Below are 16,046 nucleotides of genomic sequence, written 5' to 3' on the forward strand. Positions count from 1 at the left end.
GCTTGGTCAATCCGTTTTCAAATGAGAATTGAGTTTAGAATTTGCTTCTTCAGGCAAACTTGCTTCTAGTTTGAGACAGTTGCGGCCATTCACCTGAAGTCGGTATTCCACTCGGTCCATGAGACGGTTTAGAATTAACCATCCATAGCCACTTTCCTGCTTATCTTCCGGGGTGGGGGGCAAATACGTGGAAAGATCAAACCCTTTGCCGTGGTCCCAAATCTCTAGAGCAATGTCGCGATCTTTGAGTTCTAAGCGAATCAACACCGGTAAGTTGGGCTGATTGCGGTGGGCATGGCGCACGACGTTAGAATACGCTTCGACTAACACTAGACGGAGGCGATTTGACTGCTTTGGCCAATCCACATGGTTGCCTAGCTCAACTTCTAAGGAGCCTAGCAGCCAGTTTTCAACAATAGTTAAAAACTTCAAGTCGCTGGGTACGTGAAGCTCAGTTCTCATGGACTACAGAACCTCCAGAGAGAGAATGGTTTGGTCATCTTCCTGAATGGGGTTATGCGCTTGAATGCGCTCCAGGAGGGTATTGAGGTTTAAGGGATTTCGCTCTTGGGTGAGAAGCTGCCAGAGGCCTGTTTGCTGCAACATCGAACTTGCACTCAGAGGAGTGCCATCACCGATCCCTTCTGCGTTAACTGTTGCCTCAGTAATACCATCACTAGTCAGCAGAAATACTTCTCCTGAATTCAGAACTACATTGCCTGCCGCCGCCTTCCAAATAGGTAGAATGCCCAGTGGGACGCCCCGAGTTTTTAAGTAAGTTGGTTCTATTGGTAACGTTTCTGAAGAACTGGCTGAAATCACGGCCTGGTGAGACCATACTAGCGGATAAACGTGACCCGCATTGGCATAGACTAGCTGACCCGTGGCTGGTGTATAACGGGCCAAAACCATTGTAATAAAACAGTTGTTACTGACTAAATCCTCTGACAAGCCGCTGTTTAAGTTTTGCATCACGATATTTGGTTCAGGCGGAGCTTCTTGAGCAAGTTCTCGCCGTAGCACGGAAATAGCACTAGCCATAAATAAAGCGGCTGGGACTCCTTTGCCAGAGACATCTCCGACCGTCAACCAAATATCGCCTTGCGGATGAACATAGACTTCAAAGAAATCACCACCGACTTCACGAGCTGGATAGCAGCAGGCTTGAATCTTGGCTCCCTCAACCTCTGGCCAGCTTTGCCGTAGCAAATTGGTTTGAATTTGGCGAGCAACTTCTAGCTCCGCTCGCATTTGTTGCGTCTGCTCTTGAATGAGTTGGTAGAGCTTAGCTTGGGAAATGGCTAGAGCGGCTTGTTCTGCAACCCCTTCAATCAGTTGAATGTCTTCGGGCGGCCAGATAGAGGCTGTACTGTCTTGGTAAAGTGCCAGGACGGCGAGCAGTTCTTGCTGATAAGTCAGCGGAATAACAAGCTGCGCTAGCTCAGGGGATGTCACCCCTGTAGGGGCTAGTTGAGTTTGGCGAGTTGTCAGTGCTTGATTAGTGAGTGAGTCGGCCTCTGCTTGGCTGCCAGAAAGATAGTGACTCGAACTCAAGAGCTCTGCTTGGGTAGGGGCTTGGTAGGAAAAGAATTCGGCGGTGAGGCGATCGCTCTCAACGGGCCGCAAGATACAGCAAGTCGCCTCAAAACCACTGCCAATGGTTTCCACAATCGTCTGTAGCATGCTGCGATAGTCTAACGACTCTCGAATCGCACTGGTCATGGCATTAAATAGCGATTCGCGTCTGAGGGCTCGCTGCAACTCATTCGTTCTCTGCTTCAAAACTTGATAAGTTTCTGCCGCTTGCTGCACGACTGTTTTCAGCTCATCAGGCATCCAAGGTTTAGTGATGTACTTGAAAACCTTGCCTGTATTGATGGCCTCTACCAAGTCTTCAACATCGGTGTAACCCGTCAAAACAATACGAATCGTATCGGGGAAGCGCTCGACTGTTTTGCTCAGAAATTCCGTGCCGTTCATTCCAGGCATGCGTTGGTCAGAGATGATAATTGCCATCTCTCCCTCTTGATCTAGAGCTTGGAGCGCGTTGAGACCGCTGCTAGCTTTAAAAACTTCAAAATCACGCCGAAAGGTCCGATACAACAAATCTAAGTTGTCGGGTTCGTCGTCTACGACCATCAGTTTGAGCTTGCCCCCACTGCCCTGGCTCATGCGGTACTCCACTTGACAGGTTAATTGTGATGGTGGCTTGAAAGTAGTCAGAGCAACGCTATTCGACTAAGAATCAAACAAGCGGACAGAACAGAGCAGCGAGTTGCAATCTGGTCTCGGCACCTCGGCCACACATCATCTCAAATTCAAAAGTACCCTAGATTAGGGGAACCCTAACAGATGAAACCCAAATTCTAGAGAAATGGGTATAGGTTAAAACGGGTTACGCAGCTCAAACTTGAGCTTAAAAAAGTCCCACCCATAACCAACCGGAACGAACTGCGATCGCGTCACTAAAATGGGCAGGACAAAGAGTAAACTCGCGCCTGGAGGAATTTTGAGCTTAGTCGCTCCAGACTGGAGAGTAGACAAAGTAAAAGCTAGTCTAGCCAACTAGACCAGAACGGAGGGCGCGAACTGCGGCTTGAGTCCGGTCATCCGCGCAGAGTTTGTTGAGGATGTTGCGAACGTGGGTTTTCACAGTGCCAACCGTGATGTAGAGTTTTTCGGCGATCGCCGCATTGCTACAACCTGCCACAATCAGCTCTAGAACTTCTAGCTCCCGCTCGGTCAAGGGGTAAGCTTCAATCATTTGGCTGTATTCATCATCAGCAGCGTTGATCGCAACTGTGTGAATTTCGCTAGGGATGCTGCTAACGGTTTGAGACGAAGGCTGGCGGGTTTGTTGCAGCACCACACGAGCGATCGCTGGATCAATCCAGCTATTGCCTTCGTTGGTAACTCTCAGCGCTTCTAGCAGCCGATCCACATTCACGTCTTTCATGCAATAAGAGTCAGCCCCAGCCGCAAAAGCTGCTAGAACGGCATCCTCGTTGTCATTCATGGTCAAAATCATGACCTTAGTGGTGGATGGCTCAGGGGAATCTGACTCGGCCAGCATTTGCTTAAATCGCCTGGTTAGTTCGATTCCATCCATATCGGGCAAGCCGATATCCACAATTGCTACATCGGGTTTAGCAGTTTCTAGTAACTTTAATCCTTCAGTACCGGTGGCAGCCTCACCAATAACTTTAACTGCGCCCCGTTGCTGGAGAGCGGTCCGTAGGCCCACTCGTGTCAAATCATGGTCTTCAATCAGGGCAACTTGAATTTCGTTCATAATCAGCTTTGCAATTCTTATAAATAAGAAGGTGAAAGTAGTTTTTCACACAAAAGGAACTAGCTCAAGCTTATCCGTCCGGCGTTGAAATAATCTATCTATCGATAGTAGGAACGGGCTGAACTATTCCGATAATAGATCTTGCTGTCAAAAATGTATGGTTAAGCTTCATTGTGTACTCGTTATCCCTTGAAGTTAACATCACCCGATCTATCCACCTTGAGTCCCTGCTCTGGCTAGCGAAGGAGTGTTTGTAGAGCATGAGGGACTTTGAGTGAAACAGCCGGAAGCGTTCAGAATTTGTTGAGGCTGAGCGATTTGTTTACAGTATTTAGTACAAGGACAAGGAATAGTCGATACTGAACCAAAGCCAGCTAAGAGCGGATTGCTGATAGCCAATCGTTATGGAAGAGATTCTCAAAATCTTAGTGGTTGACGATGATGAAGCAGACCGGATGGCGGTGCGTCGGGCGCTCCAAGCTGCGGGTCTGTCGTTAGAGCTATCAGAGGTGGGTAGTTACAGTGCCGCGATCGCGCTTTTACAGCAACAATCCTTCGATAGCGTTCTCCTCGATTACCAATTACCTGACGGCGATGGCTTAACTTTAGTCCGCACCGCGCGCGAGCAAGGAGTTCAAACTGCTTTCATTGTTCTAACCAACCAGGGGGATGAGCAAGTAGCCGTTGAGCTGATGAAAGCAGGCGCTTCCGATTATCTGCCTAAAGCGAAACTAGCTCCAGAAAGTTTGTCCCGTAGCCTCCATAATGCGATCCGTTTGTGTCGTGCTGAAATCCAGGCTACGGCAGCCAACCAAAAATTGCGAGAAAGTGAAGCTCGCTTCCGCTCGTTGGTGCAAAACTCTTCTGACATCATCACCATTTTGGAAGCGGACAGCACAATTCGCTATGTCAGCCCCTCGATCGAGCGAATTTTAGGCTACCCTCCTGAAACCCTCATCGGTCAATCAGCTTTTAAGTACACTCATCCCAGCGAGGTGGCTAGGCTTCAGACCACTTTTACTCAGATTTTAGCCCAGCCTGGAATTGCGGCTCCTTTAGAATTCCGCATTCAGCATGCTCAGGGGCATTGGATTGACATAGAAGTGGTGGCGAATAACCTGCTGCAAGATGCAGGTGTGAGCGGAGTCATTCTCAATTCGCGCGATATTACTGAGCGCAAGCAGCTAGAGCAGGCGTTACGAGCAAGCGAAGGGCGATTTAGACGCTTGGCCGAAGCCAATATGATTGGGGTAATCACTGCCACACTGACCGGCGAGATTACGGAGGCTAATGAAGCTTTTCTGGAGATGGTGGGCTACACCAGAGAAGAGTTGCAGTTAGGCCAAGTCCGTTGGGCAGCCATGACTCCCCTGGCCTACCAAGAGATGGATGCTTGGGCGATCGCGCAATTGCAGACTGCTGGAGTGTGCTCGCCTTGGGAAAAGGAATATATCCGCAAAGATGGCAGTCGGGTTTCGGTGCTGATCGGGGCAGCCTTGTTGGAGTCGGGGCAGGAGACCGTCTGCTTTGTCTTAGACATCACCCGTACTAAGCAGACCGAAACCGAGCGAGAAGACCTGCTGCGGCAACTAGAAACCGAGCGGGGCCGATTGGAAGCAGTTCTAAGGCAAATGCCAGCGGGCGTGATTATTGCAGAGGCTCCCTCTGGGAAACTAGTGCTGGGCAATGAGCAAGTTGAGCAAATTTGGCGTCATTCATTTTTGCCTGCCGAGCAAATTGCGCAATATCAAGACTACCGAGGATTTGATGCGGAGGGCCGCCCCTATCAGTCACTAGATTGGCCACTGGCTCGTTCCATTGCTCACGGTGAAGTCATCACAGACGAGGAAATTCGCATTCTAAGGGGAGATCAAACCTGGGGCGTGATGCGGGTTAGTTCTAGCCCCATCCGCGATCGCGACAACAATATTGTGGCTGGAGTCGTGATCTTCTACGACGTCACTGAGCGCCAGCAGGCAGAAGCCACCTTGCGTCAGCAGTTTGAGCAGTTGCAGGCGATTTATCACATTACCAATACAGTCAGTCACGCGGCTGCGCTCGAAGATATTTACGCAGCTGCTTTAGGGGGATTTCAACAAGCCCTCAAAGTCGATCGCACTGCTGTACTGATTTTAGATAGCGATCGCGTCATGCGTTTTCAGGCCTGGCGACAGCTATCGGACACCTATCGGCAAGCGACTGAAGGTTGTTCTCCTTGGCCTCCCGATGCCGCAAACCCCCAGCCGATTTGGGTGGCAAATGTGGAAACTGAGCTAACCGAAGAACCTTTACGGTCGGTGATTTTGCAAGAAGGCATTCGTGCGATCGGTTTTATGCCACTAATCGCTCAGGGGCAATTGTTGGGTAAATTTCTGCTTTGCTACGATACACCCCATCACTTTACTGAAGAGGAAATTCAACTCGCCCAAACCATTGCTAATCACGTCGCCTTTGCCAAAGAACGCAAGCGCAGAGAAGCGAAAATCCTAGAGCTAAATCGCGTCTTGCAGCGACGGGTGGATGAATTGCAGACGTTGTTTGATGTGCTGCCCATTGGCATTGGCATCGCAGACGAGCCTAGCTGTGAAAATATTCGAGTCAACCCCTACTTTGCCAAGCTGCTAGAGATGCCGTTGGATGGTACTACTTCTTTAAGTAGTCCAGATTTAAGTAGTCCAAATTTAAGCAGCCCAACTGGTGCAAAGTCTACTCGATTTAGAGTTTTGCAGAATGGTCAAGAATTAGCAGCTCATGAGTTACCGCTGCGCTACGCTGCCGCGACGGGTAGAGAGGTTTTAGATACAGAGATTGACATTGTCCACAGTAATGGGCGAGTCATCAAGCTGTTGGAATATGATGCACCGCTGTTTGATGAGCAGGGAAATGTGCGAGGGTGTGTGGGTGCATTTCTCGACATTACAGAGCGCAAGCAAGCGGAGGAGTCACAGCGATTTTTGGCGGAAGCGAGCACGCTACTAGCGGCTTCTCTAGACTATCAAACCACCCTGGAAAATTTGGCTCAGTCACTGGTGCCGCGTTTAGCCGATTGGTGTGTAGTGGATGTGGTTGCAGAGGACCAAACCCTACAGCAAGTGGCGATCGCCCATACCAACCCTAAGAACGTTGCCTGGGCGGCTGAGTTATATCGGCGCTATCCCCCTGACCCCAATGCTTCTAGAGGAACAGCGAACGTGATTCGCACGGGGAAATCTGAGTTTTATCCAGAAATGGACGATGTCTTGTTGATAGCAATGGCCCAAGATCCAGACCATCTAGCCTTATTGCGACAGGTGGGCTTCAGTTCAGCCATGCTAGTGCCGTTGATGGCTCGCGATCGCACTTTGGGAGTTATCTCGCTTGTGAGTGCAGAATCGGGTCGGCGTTATACTCCAGCTGATCTGGCTTTGGCAGAAGATCTAGCCCGCCGAGCTGCTCTCGCTGCGGATAATGCGCGGCTGTATCGAGAAGCCCAAGAAGTCGGGGAAAACCTACGCCAGGCAATTCTGATTTTGGGTGAGCAGCAACAGCAGTTGCGGACGTTGCAACGGCTAACAAATCTATTAAATCAGCGCTTAGCTGACTTGCCTGGATTGTTGCAGACAATGGTGCGCTCGGTCTGTGGAGCTATACCCGGAGCTGAGTTTGGCTTGATTGCGCTGCGTAACCCTCAACGCGATCTGCTGGAGCTAACCGCTAAAGTCGGTGTGGGCATGGAAAAGCTGCAACTCGATGGTTCTTACATTCGCAATGGATTTCTGGGCCAAGTTTTTCTGACCGGAGAATCGCTACTCCTGCAAGGTGAATCGCTGCGAGAATATGGCTCGGAGGAAATGCCTGCTTCCATTTATGCAGTAGCGATCGAGTCGGCTCAGGCGGGCCGTTTGGGTGTATTAGCGATCGGCAATTGGCAAGACCTTCAAGCCTTTGATGATGAAGATCAGCGATTGTTAGTGGCTTTTGGCGAGCAAGCAGCGATCGCAATCAACAATGCTCGTTTGATCAATGTTTTGGAGGAACGCGAAGAGCGCCTAGCGGTGCAGAATGACATTTTGGCTCGTCAGAACTCGGAGCTAGAACGGCAACGCCAACAAATTCAACTGCAAAATCTCCAACTCTTAGAAGCGGCTCAGCTCAAATCTCAGTTTCTAGCCACTATGTCCCATGAGCTGCGAACTCCGATGAACGCGATCATTGGCTTCTCACAATTATTGCTCCGCCAGCACCAGGAAAGACTAAGTGCCCCTCAACAAGACATGGTGGAGCGAATTCTCAATAATGGTAAGAATTTGCTGGCGCTAATTAACGATATTCTCGACCTCTCCAAAATTGAAGTGGGCCGTCTAGAACTGAAACTAGAAGAAATTAACTTAGAGCACCTAGTCAAAGCGACCACCGAAGAGTTGCGATCGCTAGCTGAGCAAAAGAATCTAGATTTGTCGGTCAGCACTGACTTGGTGAATCCTGGCATTATCAATGACAGTATGCGGTTGCGCCAAGTCTTGGTAAATTTGCTGTCTAATGCGATTAAGTTTACCGAGTCGGGCAGCGTCAAGGTGATAGCGTGGGAAGTTTCAGCCAACTGCGTGGCGATCGCGGTTCAAGACACTGGAATTGGCATTGCTGAATCAGATTTGCAACACATCTTTGAAGAGTTTCGCCAAGTAGACCAAACCACAACCCGCAAACATGGGGGCACAGGATTAGGCCTAGCGATTACAGACTGGTTGGTGCAAATGATGGATGGCTCGATTACAGTCGAAAGTGTTGTGGGGCAGGGTTCAACTTTCCGAGTAGAACTACCGCGTCAAGTCAGCCCTCACCGCTAAACTGTTTAAGCTTGGCGAGATTTTACTCGGCTATTCAAATGGAGTTGAATCGTAACGATGGTCCCTCCACCCGGGTTGCTTTCTATAGAAATTTGGCCGCCATGTAGATCTAGGCATCTTTTAACCATTGTTAGCCCTAGCCCAGTACCAGGAATATTTCCCACATTTTCAGCTCGCTGAAATGGTTCAAACAAGTGATTTTTGGCTTCTGCTGGAATACCAATTCCGGTATCTCTAACCTGAAAAATTACTGTCTCATCCGCACAAATCAGCTCGAAATAAATATCATTACCTTCAGGCGAATATTTAATCGCATTCGAAAGTATATTGGTCAAAATGTGTCTAAGTAGTTTCTTGTCTAAAAAGGTCTGAACACAGTCGCCTTGCTGATGAAGAACAATCCGATGTTTTAGACCTGCATTAAATTGCATTTCTTCCACAACGATTTGACAAAATTCTTCCAAATCTAAAGGAGCTGGGTCAAACTTCAGGCTCCCTCCCTCGACTCGACCTACGGCTAATACGTCACTAAGCAATTGATCCATTGAGCGGATCGCATTTTGAATAACGTACAAGTACTCCCGTCTGCGCTCCTCAGGTAGATCGTGTTTTTCTTGTTCGAGGAGTTGGGCGGCAGACAAGATAGAAGTCATGGGGTTCCGAAATTCGTGAGCTGCCATAGACCAAAAACGGGATTTCAGCTCACTCAGTTCTCTCTCTTTCTCCAAAGCCACTCGAATCGCTTCTTCCGAGATTCGTCTGCGTAAAGCAACTTCAATCGCGACTTGTAAATCTCTGGCATCAAATGGTTTCAGAATATAACCAAAAGGCTCAGTTGCTTTGGCTCGCTGCAAGGTGGCTTCATCGGCGTAAGCAGTGAGATAAATTACTGGAATATTAAAATCTGCTCGAATTTGTTCTGCGGCTTCAATGCCATCCAATTCACCCTTGAGTTGAATATCCATCAACACTAAGTCGGGTCGTATTTCTGCTGCCTGCTTAATGGCTTCCTCCCCAGAGGCAACCGTTATAGGCACCACGTAACCTAGTTTTTTGAGTCTTTTCTCAATATCCCTGGCAACAATTCTTTCGTCTTCCACTACTAAAATTCTTTCATTGGCCATTTTTCTCAGTCCTTCCGATATTGCCTATTTCAGAAAACGTAATTACAAAAGCTGTGCCATTGCTTCTATCCAGCGCGATCGCCCCATCCAACTGTTCTGTGAAGACACACACCAACTCCAAACCCAAGGATTCAGTGTTGCGAAAGTCAATATCTTCCGGAAATCCCATGCCATTATCCCGAACAATTAAAGTGAATTGATTGTCATTACCTGAGGTGATGCTGATTTGAATTTCATTGTCTGGATTTGATCCCAAAAAAGCATGCTTTAAGGCATTTGAAACTAATTCATTAATAATGAGGCCACAAGGAATTGCTGTATCAATATTTAGCCAAACCCCGATAGCATTGGTCGTCAAGGTAACAGTTGAAGCAAAAGCAACATAGGAACGAATTAAATTTTCTGTCAAATCGTGAATATATTCATCAAAGTTTATTTTTAGTAAGTTGCTGGACTGGTAAAGCTTTTCGTGGATCAGTGCCATCGAGCGAATGCGGTTTTGGCTGTCGTTAAACAATGCCAAGATCTTGTCATCTTTGACATAATCAGATTGCAGTCTCAAAACGCTAGAGATGACTTGCAAATTGTTTTTGACTCGATGGTGAATTTCCTTCAGCAGCACTTCTTTTTCTTTCAAAGAAAGCTTTAGCTGTTCTTCTGCCCGTTTGCGCTCAGCTAATTCGTTCTGGACTTGGTGATAGAGTTCAGATTGCTGAATGGCGATCGCCATATGCGTGGCTAGTTGCTTGAGTAACTCAACCTCAAATTGTCGCCAGCGTCTAGGGCCTGCACAATGGTAGGCACACAATAGCCCCCACAAATGCTCGCCTTGCAAGATTGGGACTACGAGGCTAGCGCGGATGTCATACAAGACCAAAATATCGATATGGCATTGAGTTAAACCCGCTCTATAGATATCTTCGGTGACTTGAGTGCGTCCTTTTTTGTAGGCTTGGGCGTAATTTTGGCCGAAGCAGGTATCTCGAATGTTGCTGTTGAGGGCAGGCCTCCAACCTTCGGCCACTGATTCGACGACAACAGTGCCGCTCATGTCTGGATTGAAGCGGTAGATAATCACTCGGTCCGTCTGCAAAAAGCGTCGGACTTCATTCACAGCAGTCTGAAGAATTTCGTTTAAGTTGAGAGACTCCCGAATATGGAGTGCCATCGCAGTCAGAATTTGGCTGCACTGTAACTGCTCGAGTAACTCTGCTGGATTTTCTAAGAGCTGCGTTTCTAGGTCAGTATGCCAACTTTGAGCTCGTTGGTTTTTTTCGACTTCAAAATCCTCAATCGATCGCTGTAACTGTGCCACAGCGCTGCGCATTTCGTCGAGATCTAAGCTGTATAGGAAGCTGGTTGGGGAAATAACGCTCAATAACTCTCCAGCTTCACCAGAGACGCCTAAGCGCTGCACCCGCTGTTGTTGCATTTCCCAGTAGGCCACCAACACAGACTCTGAAGCCGGGAAGCATGGTAGCGCAGCGCTCATAACCTTTTGGGTCGGGATCTGCGCTAAATCGAGTCCTAAAGCCCAAAGCTGGATGATGTGCCGTTCCAGAATGATGCCTACGGGTGTCGGCATCTCATGCACGGGAGTTGCTGCGCTCAACACTACATAATCAACTCGATGTGCGAGCATGAGCTGGGCTAAATCTAGCAACGTAGTGGTCACAGGGGCTTGAACTGCCGGAGCAGCCGCCAACTCTACTAGCGGCTTGGATTTCAGCAATTCATCTAGCTGTAATACATTCCGAATGCTGGCAGGTGTGACTAGCCCTACCCATTGACCTTGCGGGTCTACGACGGGCAAATGCTGAATTTGATGTTGCCGTAGGAGCGCTAGGGCAGTAAAAACATCTTGATGCTCGGTCTGAGTTAGGGCGATCGCCGGTCGCTGCATGACCTGATCAACCCTAGTCTCTGCCAAGTTTTGATTTGTAGTAATTGCCTGGATCGCCTCTCGCTCGGAAAACACACCTAGTAACTGTGAGCCTTCAACTACCAGAATGGCGCTAGCGCGGGCTTCACCCATTAAAACGATGTTACGCGACAGTTCTAAACTGGGTAGCACGCAGCTACTCTGGGCTTTGCTCATCATGGCAATTACCTCTGCCACTGAGGTGTCAGGAGATGCCGTTAAAGGACGCCGATCGATCGCAGTCTCTAAAGCCAGTGGAGAGGTTAACGGATCTTGTGCTTGCATAGTTGAGCAGGTGGTTGTTGCAGGCTAGCTACTAAGAGCGATCGTCGATACGACCCGTTATCTTTTAAGTTGAGTTTTTCTTAAGGTACCTTGTTAGAAAAGCTTGCTCAATGACCTTTTTGGAGATAAAAAGCGGCACAAAGAGTTAAAACTGCTCAGGCTGCATATGTCTAAGGGCAAGTCAGTCTGGCTGCCGTTCGGCTAACCGGAGTTTTGCGGAACGCGATCGCGGATTGTTCTCCAGTTCGTCTGGTTGGGGCAAGATGGGCTTTTTGGTCAGCACTTTGAGCAAGGGTGAATCGCGCAATCTGTGTTTCACCAGTCGATCTTCTAAGCTATGAAAACTAATCACGCCAATTCTGCCCCCCGGTGCTAACCAACCCGGTGCAGTGTCAAGAAATGTTTCTAAAACCTTGAGTTCTTGATTCACCGCAATCCGCAACGCTTGAAACACTCTCGTCGCGGGGTGAATGCGGCCATAGCGATAGGAACGGGGGACACAACGCGCGATCGCTTCTGCCAATTCTGTCGTGGTTTGGAAGGGGCGTCGCTCCACAATATTGCGGGCAATCCGGCGCGACAGCCGCTCTTCTCCATAGTTATAGAAGATATTCGCTAGTTCTACCTCATCCCCAAAATTAATCAACTCAGCGGCGGTGAGGTCTTGGCGTTGGTCCATTCGCATGTCGAGGCTGGCTTCGTGACGAAAACTGAAGCCCCGATCGGGAATATCAAACTGGGCCGAACTTACGCCTAAATCAGCAATGATGCCAGCAAATCGCACTTTTCCGGGGTCGTAAGTGGCGAAGTTGTGGTGGCAGAACTGGACGCGATCGCCAAACTCAGCTAAATTTGCCTGCGCGGCGGCGATCGCTTGTTCGTCTTGATCTAGGGCTGTGACTCGGACATCCGGTGCGGCTTCTAGGATTAAGCGACTGTGCCCGCCGCCACCCACCGTCACATCTAAATAATGGCCCCCCGCTCGGACTTCCAAGCCTGCAATCAGTTCTCGGCTCAGCACTGAGACATGGACAAAGGCTGGAGTGTCCGAGTTGAGAAGTTCTTGGGAGTCCGTGGTCATGCCGATTCCTTACCGTCGATAGATCGCTGTGGGTGCTACTTGGCGTAGTTTCTTTTCTCTATCTTTGGTGTGCTTGTTCAGCAGCAGGATGTAAGTCTGCTCAGGAAATTCCATGCCATCGGCAATCTGATCAATAAATTTTTGATCGACCTGATCGCTGTTGGTCTCCCAAAACCGCTGCTGGCGCTTCACCGCCAATACATAAAAAGCTTCTTCGGGAAAGTAATGCATCACTTTCCGCACCAAGTATGCCTCTTTCAATTGATCATACCGAGCTAACTGCGTTACCAGAGATTTAATCGCCTCTGCTGAGTAATCATGGGCTTGAAATTCGTCGCTGGCTTGCACAGAAGAACGCTCTCGTCGGGCCAACATCAGGGTTTCGTAGTGCTGTTCCGCCCGTTTCTGATAAATCTGAATTTGCTCTGTTTGCCCTTGCTGGCACAAAAAATTCAGAATCAGTTCGTATCCTGATGAGGCCCAGTCGAACCGAGCCGCGATCGCCTTTTCGATGTGTTCAATCCCCGCTGCTTCTTGCTGCTCTAGCAACACTTGCCCGAGGGTGTAATGAGCAGCAGCATGCTCAGGGTCCATCGTCAGCACTGCTTCTAACAGAGGAATTGCAGCGGCTGAGTCCCGAACTTCTAAAGTTAATCTGGCTCGGTCCCAAGCTGCTTCTAGCGTCAAAGGCTGGCTTTGGGCTTGGGTTTCTAGAACTTGCAACTGTTTCTGGCATTCCTGAAGGTGGGCATATCGCTGCCGCCAAGAAGTTGCCATCTGCTCCTGCCATTGGCGATCGAAATGAGCTGTGAGCTGAGTCAAGGTTGACCCCAACAGCACTCTGGCAGCACTGACCGATACAGGCTGGGGTAGTGTCAGGGGGTGCTCAGGTGAGAGCGAGACCCCTAAGGCAGAAAGGCGATCGCTGAGGCAAGGATGAGTGTCGGCATAATCGGTTTTACAGGCTAGGGCATGGTTGAGCCATTGCTTAGCAGTTGCAGGCTCCGCAGGCTGGCGTAGGGCTGTGGTCAAGTTGGTAAAGGCGGTGGCAGGTGGCTCAATCTGCTGCTCTACCTGTCGGTAAATTTTAGGCCAATAGGCACTTTCCAAGAATTGAGCTTGAATATTGACGTTAATCAGGGCAGCGGCAGCATGATTCGCTCCTGCTAACTCGGCGGCACAGCGATCGGCTTCATATTCGTTATTGCGGGCGAGGACAAACGAATAAGCATTAAAGAACGGCGCATGCCAGTTAAAAAATCGTTCAAACAGGAACCAAGAACCCTGCTGTTCGCTGTGCTGTAGTCGCTCAAATAGTTGGGCATAGGTTTTACGAACACGGTAGATCCAACCTGAGAAGCGACTGTGATTCCCGGAGAGGTGGCCCAGTTCGTGAGCCAGTACTGCCCGGAATTGCTCTAGGGAAAGGGCTTGCAGCAGCGGCAGACCCAACAGCAAGTAATTTTTTTGCCAACCCAACATGCCTAGGCGAGGAACTTGCGCGACAGCCGCGTTGAATTCCTCGGTCACTAACACATGATGAAAACGGGGAGCTTGTAGTTTTGTGGTGAGTTCGTCTAGCAGCGCGAACAGTTGGGGAGCTTGCTGTCGAGACAGAGGTAAGCCTGTAGGTGGTGGAAAGGTGACCCAAAGCGATCGCAGCGCAATTAAAGCGGGAATTAATACCAGAATTGCCAGCTTGATCATGGCGGTATGAATACGACCGCTGAAAAACATAAACCAGGCGATCGCCGCAAACACAGCCAATAGCCCAGCAATTACAGCAAAGATATAGACATATCCCAGCACTGCCAACAAACCCACTCGCATTCTGTAAGTGGCAGGCTGCTGGCGAGCCAATTTTTCTAAACGCTGGATTAATGCTTCAAACTTTTCTTCTGTCCAAGCCATAGCCCCTCCTTCGCCTCAGCAACTGAAGACTGTAATCGGAAATCCTCCATCAGATTTCCCAGCCAACTCTTCAATTCAAGTAGGCGGATTTACTGAATTGGTGGTGCATTGATACTGCTGAATGGGGCTGCGATCGCCTTGACCCATCAATCGTGCTTGATAGTGATAGTTCACAAAATCAATCGGGCTAGCTGAATCACAGCCAATTTTGGGAGCCGCAACTCTCTATAATTAAGAAAATGCAATAAATTGAGTACATAACAGACCGTGCCCATCCGCCACGCTTAGTGACGAGCTCTAGCAACGATTCCGAGACAAATTGTTTCGTGAAGCGCTGCTGACTTGCCACTAACCACAAACCACTGATAGGTGCGGTTGCCGAAACGACGTAAAGGGGAGACTGCTCACCGATGGCAAAGATTGAAACCCGCACAGAACCCATGGTTTTGAACATGGGGCCTCACCATCCCTCCATGCATGGTGTGTTGAGGTTGGTTGTTACCCTGGACGGGGAAGATGTGGTGGACTGCGAGCCAGTGATTGGCTACTTGCACCGTGGCATGGAAAAAATTGCCGAGAACCGTACCAACATCATGTACGTCCCTTACGTCAGCCGTTGGGACTATGCAGCCGGGATGTTTAATGAAGCGGTGACGGTGAATGCTCCCGAGAAGCTGGCTGATATTGCCGTACCCAAGCGAGCCAGCTATATCCGCGTGATCATGCTGGAGCTGAACCGCATTGCTAACCACTTGCTGTGGCTTGGCCCATTCCTAGCAGACGTAGGAGCACAAACTCCCTTCTTCTACATCTTCCGCGAACGGGAAATGATTTATGACCTGTGGGAAGCTGCGACTGGCTACCGCATGGTCAACAACAACTACTTCCGCATTGGTGGAGTTGCTGCTGACTTGCCCTACGGTTGGGTAGACAAGTGCGAAGACTTCTGCGATTACTTCCTACCCAAAGTGGATGAGTACGAGCGCCTGATCACCGACAACCCCATTTTCCGCCGTCGGGTTGAAGGCTTGGGCACCATTAGCCGCCAAGAAGCGATTAACTGGGGTCTTTCTGGCCCCATGCTGCGGGCTTCTGGCGTGAAATGGGACTTGCGTAAGGTTGATCACTACGAGTGCTACGACGACTTTGACTGGGATGTGCAGTGGGAAACCGCAGGCGATTGCTTTGCCCGCTACATTGTGCGGATTCGAGAGATGCGCGAATCGGTCAAGATTATTCGTCAGGCGATCGCGGGATTGCCAGGTGGCCCTTACGAAAATCTAGAAGCCAAGCGGATGTCTGCGGGTCCCAAATCTGAGTGGAACGAGTTTGACTACCAATTTATTGGTAAGAAGATTGCTCCCACCTTTAAGATCCCCTCGGGCGAACACTACGTCCGAGTCGAGAGCGGTAAAGGCGAATTGGGGATTTACATCGTCGGGGACGACACGGTTTTCCCTTGGCGTTGGAAAATTCGGGCGGCTGACTTCAATAACCTACAAATTTTCCCCCACATTGTCCGTGGCGTGAAGGTTGCGGATATTGTGGCAATTTTGGGTAGCATCGACATCATTATGGGATCGGTCGATCGCTAACTCTCCAGTCA

General features: G+C 49.4%; 10 protein-coding genes. 2 read left to right on the forward strand and 8 right to left on the reverse strand.

The window, feature by feature from the left end; translation table 11 throughout:
- Positions 1–6: 6 nt before the first annotated feature.
- From H6F68_RS12630 to H6F68_RS12645, 4 genes are all read right to left on the reverse strand, one after another.
- Complete coding sequence (locus tag H6F68_RS12630) at positions 7–462, reverse strand: anti-sigma regulatory factor (protein ID WP_190559451.1); 456 nt, start codon at positions 460–462, stop codon at positions 7–9.
- 3 nt (positions 463–465) lie between these two features.
- A complete protein-coding gene (locus tag H6F68_RS12635; protein WP_190559453.1) occupies positions 466–2,172 on the reverse strand; it encodes a SpoIIE family protein phosphatase in 1,707 nt (568 codons plus the stop codon).
- A gap of 213 nt (positions 2,173–2,385) precedes the next feature.
- Complete coding sequence (locus H6F68_RS12640) at positions 2,386–2,544, reverse strand: hypothetical protein (protein ID WP_190559455.1); 159 nt, start codon at positions 2,542–2,544, stop codon at positions 2,386–2,388.
- Between the two features lie 13 nt (positions 2,545–2,557).
- Positions 2,558–3,292 carry a response regulator transcription factor gene (locus tag H6F68_RS12645; protein WP_190435775.1) on the reverse strand — a complete coding sequence of 245 codons (735 nt, stop codon included), beginning with the start codon at positions 3,290–3,292 and terminating at the stop codon, positions 2,558–2,560.
- 404 nt (positions 3,293–3,696) lie between these two features.
- Between H6F68_RS12645 and H6F68_RS12650 the strand changes: the two genes are divergently transcribed.
- Positions 3,697–8,118 carry a PAS domain S-box protein gene (locus H6F68_RS12650; RefSeq protein ID WP_190559457.1) on the forward strand — a complete coding sequence of 1,474 codons (4,422 nt, stop codon included), beginning with the start codon at positions 3,697–3,699 and terminating at the stop codon, positions 8,116–8,118.
- A gap of 5 nt (positions 8,119–8,123) precedes the next feature.
- Here the strand turns inward: H6F68_RS12650 and H6F68_RS12655 are convergent, their stop codons facing one another.
- The 4 genes from H6F68_RS12655 to H6F68_RS12670 form a co-directional block, all read right to left on the reverse strand.
- Positions 8,124–9,242 (reverse strand): ATP-binding protein, encoded by a 1,119-nt coding sequence (locus H6F68_RS12655; protein ID WP_190549611.1) that lies wholly within the window; start codon positions 9,240–9,242, stop codon positions 8,124–8,126.
- Entirely contained in the window at positions 9,232–11,448 is a 2,217-nt protein-coding gene (locus H6F68_RS12660; RefSeq protein WP_190559459.1) for a histidine kinase dimerization/phosphoacceptor domain -containing protein, read from the reverse strand. The genes H6F68_RS12655 and H6F68_RS12660 overlap by 11 nt, the downstream gene beginning before the upstream one ends.
- A 181-nt stretch (positions 11,449–11,629) precedes the next feature.
- Complete coding sequence (rsmH, locus tag H6F68_RS12665) at positions 11,630–12,529, reverse strand: 16S rRNA (cytosine(1402)-N(4))-methyltransferase RsmH (RefSeq protein WP_190559461.1); 900 nt, start codon at positions 12,527–12,529, stop codon at positions 11,630–11,632.
- 9 nt (positions 12,530–12,538) lie between these two features.
- Positions 12,539–14,440, reverse strand: a complete 1,902-nt coding sequence (locus tag H6F68_RS12670; RefSeq protein WP_190559463.1) for a M48 family metallopeptidase — start codon at positions 14,438–14,440, stop codon at positions 12,539–12,541.
- Positions 14,441–14,850: 410 nt separating this feature from the next.
- On the opposite strand from H6F68_RS12670, the gene H6F68_RS12675 reads away from it, so the two are divergent.
- A complete protein-coding gene (locus H6F68_RS12675) occupies positions 14,851–16,035 on the forward strand; it encodes an NAD(P)H-quinone oxidoreductase subunit H (protein ID WP_190435752.1) in 1,185 nt (394 codons plus the stop codon).
- Positions 16,036–16,046: the final 11 nt, after the last annotated feature.

This window comes from Trichocoleus sp. FACHB-262 (assembly GCF_014696035.1).
In the GTDB taxonomy this organism is placed as follows: Bacteria; Cyanobacteriota; Cyanobacteriia; order FACHB-46; family FACHB-46; genus Trichocoleus.